Raw genomic sequence first — 6000 nt, 5'->3', positions numbered from 1 at the left:
TATGGGCAATCAAAACTGTTAGCCGAAAAATATATTTTGGAGCAGCCTTTACCTGAAGGGAAAAAGGTATACATACTACGTCCCTGTATGATACACGGCCCTGGTAACAAAGGCAACCTTAGCCTGTTATACAAACTGGCTAAAAAAGGGTTACCCTGGCCCTTGGGTACTTTTGAAAACAGTCGTTCTTTTACCTCTATACACAACCTCCGGTTTGTTACTATGCAATTGCTTGAAAAACCAATTGAAGGAGGTGTTTATCAGGTTGCCGATGACGAATCCCTATCAACCAATGAACTTATTAAATTGATGGCCGCCTCTTTAAATCAGAAAGCGAATATCTGGAACATACCTCCGGCAATTATTCAGTTACTGGCAAAAACCGGAGATCTGCTACACCTCCCTTTAAACAGCGAACGACTTAAAAAATTAACGGAGTCTTATGTGGTGTCCAATCAAAAACTTAAACAGGCCATTGGCATTCAAACAATGCCCTTAACTGCTAAAGAGGGAATGATAAACACTTTTGCTTCTTTTTTATAAAAAGCATGTTGTTAAAACCAGGTAGTTTTAAAAATGCTGCACAATAGCAGGGAAGGATAAAAGATACTGTAGAAGTTAGCAGGATATATTTTGAGAAAGGTTGTAAAAAGTTCATGTACTCCTGTATAATTTTACCTGTCAGGAAGTTAGCATATTGAACAATTTGTATTTAATTCTAACAGGAATTGAAAAGGGACGGGTAAACTGCTGAATGATTGAATTTTCTATCTTTATGTCAGTAGTAAACTTAAAATTTGTTTCACGGCTGTCATCCAGTTTGGTTTCATAAGGACTATGAGTCATTTTAGTATTGGTTGCATCTGCTGAAAATCCAATATTTACAACTTTGGAAACAGCAGGGTGAATAGAAAATAATCCTTTGCGAAACTGGTTGTAGCAAAACCTGATGGCCCATGAATTTATTTTTCCACGCATTTGCCTGTTAAGCATCCGGGATAAATCTGACCCCATTTTATTAAATTTTGAAACGGCAAAATCATCCTGCGCAAATTCTTCGTAGTTACTACAGTTCCAGTCTATCAGCTTCCATTTATCCTCCCAGGTAGCCCAACCCCAACTGCAGGCCCGATGGGTAAAGTATATATCGTTCGGCTTTAACCCTGTTATAGTCGGACTATATCCTGAAATGGAGAGTATGCGGGGATTATTTTGATAATAGTCAAGCCCCTGGTTCATAAAAACTAAGAAATTTCTACTGATAATTAAATCATCTTCCAGTACAATCGCTTTTTTATAAATTAACATCACCTCACTTACACCACTGATAATAGATGCAGCTAAACCTTTATTTACAGGAGATTCGTGAATGGTTACTGACTTAAAACCATTGATTGTTTTTAAAAAAGCCCTTACTTCCTTTATTTTTATTTCCTCAAAATCGTTTTTTCCTCCATCCGAATAAACTATCAGGTCACTTTCTTTTGCGAGAATACTGGAAGACAAAGCTGCAATATTTTTTTTGAGTGTTTCAATCCTTTTATAGGTAAACAGTACGATGGGAGCCAAAGAGTTCATCCTAATGGTTTTAAAAGATTGTTATTGAATTGTTAAGCGAATATAAACAAAATTACTCTATTAGTAAAAGGGGCAAGTAAAATACAGGCTAAAATTTAAAAATTGTTCAGGCTTTGAAACTTAATTTTTTTAAAATACACGTAAGTAAGCAATGGTCGTAACGGTGTTTCTTTAGCTCAAACGATTGAACCGATGCGGTGTTATTTTACTTCTTTATATTTGAGACCTATGAAATATCTGATGCTCATTTTTTGTTATTACTTTCAATTGATACTTTTAATAGACTACTTATTCAAGGGAAGGTTTAAACATTAAATTACCTGTGTGCGTCTCCAAAATTTGATTTGTTTCAACTATTAAATATTCTGTTTTTCCAATGATTTACCTTATTCTTTTTGCTGTATTTTTTCTTTTAATAAATGTATATTTTAAAATTGCAGCCCGCTTCAATATTATTGATAAACCCAATGCCCGCAGTTCTCATTCGGCAATTACCATACGTGGAGGAGGAATTATCTTTATTAACGGAGCTTTAGCGTATTTTATTTTATCGGAGTTTCAATTTCCCTGGTTTATAGCTGGCCTGCTGCTGATAAGCTGTATAAGTTTGGTGGATGATATAAAAACTGTTTCAAGAAGCCTGCGGTTAATAGTTCAGTTTGCAGCAGTGCTGTTACTTTTTTATCAATTAAATTTATTTTCGTTTCCCTGGTGGATATGGATCATTACCCTCGTCATCACCATAGGCATCATTAATGCCTATAATTTTATGGATGGAATTAATGGCATCACCGGGGGATATAGTTTAGCCGTTTTAGCCGGTTTGTGGCTGGCCAATAATTACCGGTTTGCATTTGTTGATAATCAGTTTATTTATTTTACGGGCATAGCGTTGCTGGTTTTTAATGTATACAACTTCAGAACAAAAGCCCGTTGCTTTGCAGGGGATGTTGGATCAGTTTCGATTGCTTTTATCCTGATCTTTTTGCTGGCCAAACTAATATTAAGCTCAGGCAATATTATGTATCTTTTTTTTTTAACGCTTTATGGTATTGACAGTGTGTTAACTATTATACACCGCCTGTATCTTAAAGAAAATATTTTTGAGCCTCACCGAAAACATTTTTATCAGGTACTTGCAAATGAAGCAAAGATTCCACATATAAATATTTCCGCAGGGTATACAATTTTACAAACGCTGATTAATGTATTGATTGTATTTATGATTGACTCCTTTTCCATGGCAACACAGTGGATAGCAATATTTTTACTGGTTATTATATTATCTGCTGTCTATATTGTATTTAAAAGAAAATACTACGGCTTTGCAGAAAAATCCTGTATGTAAAAAGACATACTTTAGGGTATTGCTCCATCGCTGCTTTTTTCCTCTTTTGCAGGGGGAAAAGAGGAGGTAAAATAAAAAATAAGTTTTTAGAAATGCACTTCCCTAAAACTACAAATAATAGATGCAACGTTACAACTACCTTCCGTTTGGAAACAGGCAGGTATTTGCAATTTGATTTTAGGTTTTTTTATTAACCATTGAAAGACTTACTTTTACTCCACAATAACTATACTTCAACCATAACATTAATGCCGTTTAAATACCTTGTCTCTTCCCTGCTGCTTGTAGTATCTTCTTTTGGTGCTTGTGCCCAGTCGGATGATATAACGCTGGGAAGTAAAGAATATACTATTTTAGATCGCCTTGATATACTGCTGCAAAATGATTCTATCCTCAGCTTAAATACGGTAAAGCCATTGAATCGTGCAGTATTTACTAAGCGGGTAGAATATATAGACTCGCTCAACAAAGCAGGAAAATTGCCGTTTAAACTTTCAGCTGCAGATCGCAGCAATGTATACAGCTTTTTAATGAATAACCGCGAGTGGACTTCCATCAGTCAGGATTCGTTTCTGTACAGGAAGCCTTTATTCAATACTTTTTACAAATCACCCGGTCATTTATTTTCTGTAAACGATAAGATACTGTCTCTGCAAATAGATCCGGTGCTGAATTTACGATATGGCCATGCAAATGATGGTACGGGCAATATTTACAACAACACCAGAGGTATTATTATCAGGGGTAGTATTGATAAAAAAATCGGCTTTTACACTTATTTATCAGACAACCAGGAAAAAGATCTGCTGTACGTTCGGGACTTTGCCGCTAAGTACGATGCGGTGCCTGGGGCAGGTTTTTATAAACCCTATGGTAAGGATGGAAAGGCCTTTGATTATTTTGATTTTAGGGGAGGAATATCTTTTAATGTGGCTAAATACATTCATGTACAATATGCATACGATAAGTTGTTTATTGGAAATGGATACAGAAGTCTGTTTCTGAGCGATTTTAGCAATAATTTTTTATTCATGCGTTTGAATACCCGGTTGTGGAAATTGAAGTATGAAATGATCATTGCAGAAACCATGCAATCAGTTCCGCAACTGGCAAGAGAAGCAAAGAAAAAAAATTATATGTCCATTCATCACCTAAGTATTCAGGCCACCAAATGGCTGAATGTAGGGTTGTATGAAAATATTATGGAGGATGGAAAGTATGGCTTGCAATTGAGTTACCTTAATCCTGTTATTTTTTACCGGGCTACAGAATCCAATCTTGGCATTGCAGGAAAAGCAAGTATTGGCATAGATTTAAAAGCAAATATTGCTCATACAATACAGTTGTATTCACAGGTATTTATCAATGAATTTCACATTCACGAAATTCTTCATTATGGTGACGGATCTTTTACTAATAAACAGGCATTGCAGGTTGGTGGAAAATATATTAACGCATTTAAAGTCAGCAACCTTGATTTGCAAATGGAATATAACCTGATTCGGCCTTTTACTTATACCAATTTTGACAGTGTTACCAACAATACCCATTACAACCAGCCACTTGCTCATCCACTCGGCGCTAATGTAAGGGAGCTGGTATTAATTGCCAGGTATCAGCCTTTGCCGAAACTTTATCTTACCGGAAAAATAATCACTTTTACACAAGGGTTGGATTCTGCCGGGATTAATATGGGCGGTAATATTTTCAGGAGTTACGATTCCCGCATAAGGAATTATGGCTATTTTATAGGATCAGGCATTCCTGTAAACAGTACTACCGCTTCTCTGAATATTTCTTACGAAGTTTTTGAAAATGCTTTTCTTGATTTTAATGCTACGCATAGATCTTACAATGTACAAAACCTGCCTAACTCAAGTGTTTTATTCTATAGTGTTGGTTTTCGTCTAAATATACGGAGAAGAGAGTTTAACTTTTAAGAGGCCGTTTAACATCAAATACATCGTTTTAAAAGATTGTAAAACCTATCTTTTATGTGGCAGAAGGCCACGCTAATGATATTTGTACAGACACTTTGTACAACCATGTTACCTATACTTATTTACGTTTTTTTAAATGTTTAACCATCGTTTCCTGGCAAATTCAGGCCGTTGTTATTTAGCAGGTAAATAATAGATTTTTATAAAGTTATTTGTAGATAAAATAAGTATCAAATGTTAAAATAAACCGGGCATCTTTATCAATATAATTCTACTGCTATTTCAATTTGTGCTTTTTTGGTTTATCTTACTCAACCTATTTTATAAAAACGGTTTTACGCTTCGGTGCATATTGATAAATTTTACATTTCAGGCAGGGCTAGCTGGTGAGCATCCAGATAAATTTTGTTCGTTCTTGCAAAATGATTTGTTGATTACAAAACTTTTATTATTAATTTAATGCCCGGGGCAAACGTATGCCACCTGTTTTTAGCAACGCTGTTAAAAAAATGATCCTTTTGCCTAACCCCTAAAAGCAGGGTTACAATGCCAGCAACCTAATTCACTGATTTTGTATATTTTTTTTCTTTAATGGAATCATCAAAATTTACTAGCTCCATTTATTTACTTTGTGTTAACTTTTTGATACAAGACTAACTATGTCGACATCAAAATTGACTGATCAACAAACTTTTTGATAGATAATGTTTTATTCTATTATGCTGATTTGATAATAAAGAGGACATACCTGTCGTTGTATTGAATTAATTGGAGTCTAACAAATACCTTACATAGCGCCTGCAAATTTTTCCACAGTCGGTGCCATTTAATGAGCAAGAGCATGATTTATTTAGAATACGATGAGTTATTTATATAATTTGGCTTTAACTTTGATATTAGTCAGTAGGCTGCTGGCATTGCATTGCTGAAGCAATCAGTTCTTAGAAAGTGTTGTTAATATTGAGTTTGCGGGAATTTTATAAATAAGGTGATTTGATTTTTTATTGATATAATTATTTTTTTGCATAAATTCATTTTATGAGAAACTGTTTAAAATTTTTTTTTGGAATACCTTAAAACTTAATAAATAGCCTTTAGTAAAATTGACTATGGTTAAGCTGGGAATGGTATCCC

At 34.7% G+C, this 6000-nt stretch carries 3 protein-coding genes and 1 pseudogene; 3 read left to right on the top strand and 1 reads right to left on the bottom strand.

Annotated elements, in window-relative coordinates:
* A pseudogene (locus tag H7254_RS03280) lies at positions 1 to 543 on the top strand (hypothetical protein); the annotation flags it as partial.
* A gap of 138 nt (positions 544 to 681) precedes the next feature.
* Here H7254_RS03280 and H7254_RS03275 read toward each other — a convergent pair.
* The gene (locus H7254_RS03275) at positions 682 to 1578 is read right to left on the bottom strand and encodes a sugar transferase (RefSeq protein WP_301931621.1); all 897 of its coding nucleotides are present in this window, start codon (positions 1576 to 1578) and stop codon (positions 682 to 684) included.
* Positions 1579 to 1954: 376 nt separating this feature from the next.
* Here H7254_RS03275 and H7254_RS03270 point away from each other — a divergent pair, with 376 nt between their 5' ends.
* Together H7254_RS03270 and H7254_RS03265 are read left to right on the top strand one after the other, a co-directional pair.
* Positions 1955 to 2926 (top strand): glycosyltransferase family 4 protein, encoded by a 972-nt coding sequence (locus H7254_RS03270; RefSeq protein ID WP_301931620.1) that lies wholly within the window; start codon positions 1955 to 1957, stop codon positions 2924 to 2926.
* A 248-nt stretch (positions 2927 to 3174) separates the two neighbouring features.
* Complete coding sequence (locus tag H7254_RS03265) at positions 3175 to 4866, top strand: hypothetical protein (protein WP_301931619.1); 1692 nt, start codon at positions 3175 to 3177, stop codon at positions 4864 to 4866.
* Positions 4867 to 6000 lie beyond the last annotated feature (1134 nt).

The sequence above is a fragment of the Ferruginibacter sp. genome (assembly GCF_014377975.1).
Taxonomy (GTDB): Bacteria; Bacteroidota; Bacteroidia; order Chitinophagales; family Chitinophagaceae; genus Ferruginibacter.
Note: the sequence above shows the minus strand (reverse complement) of the source record. Positions and strands in the feature narration are given on the sequence as shown.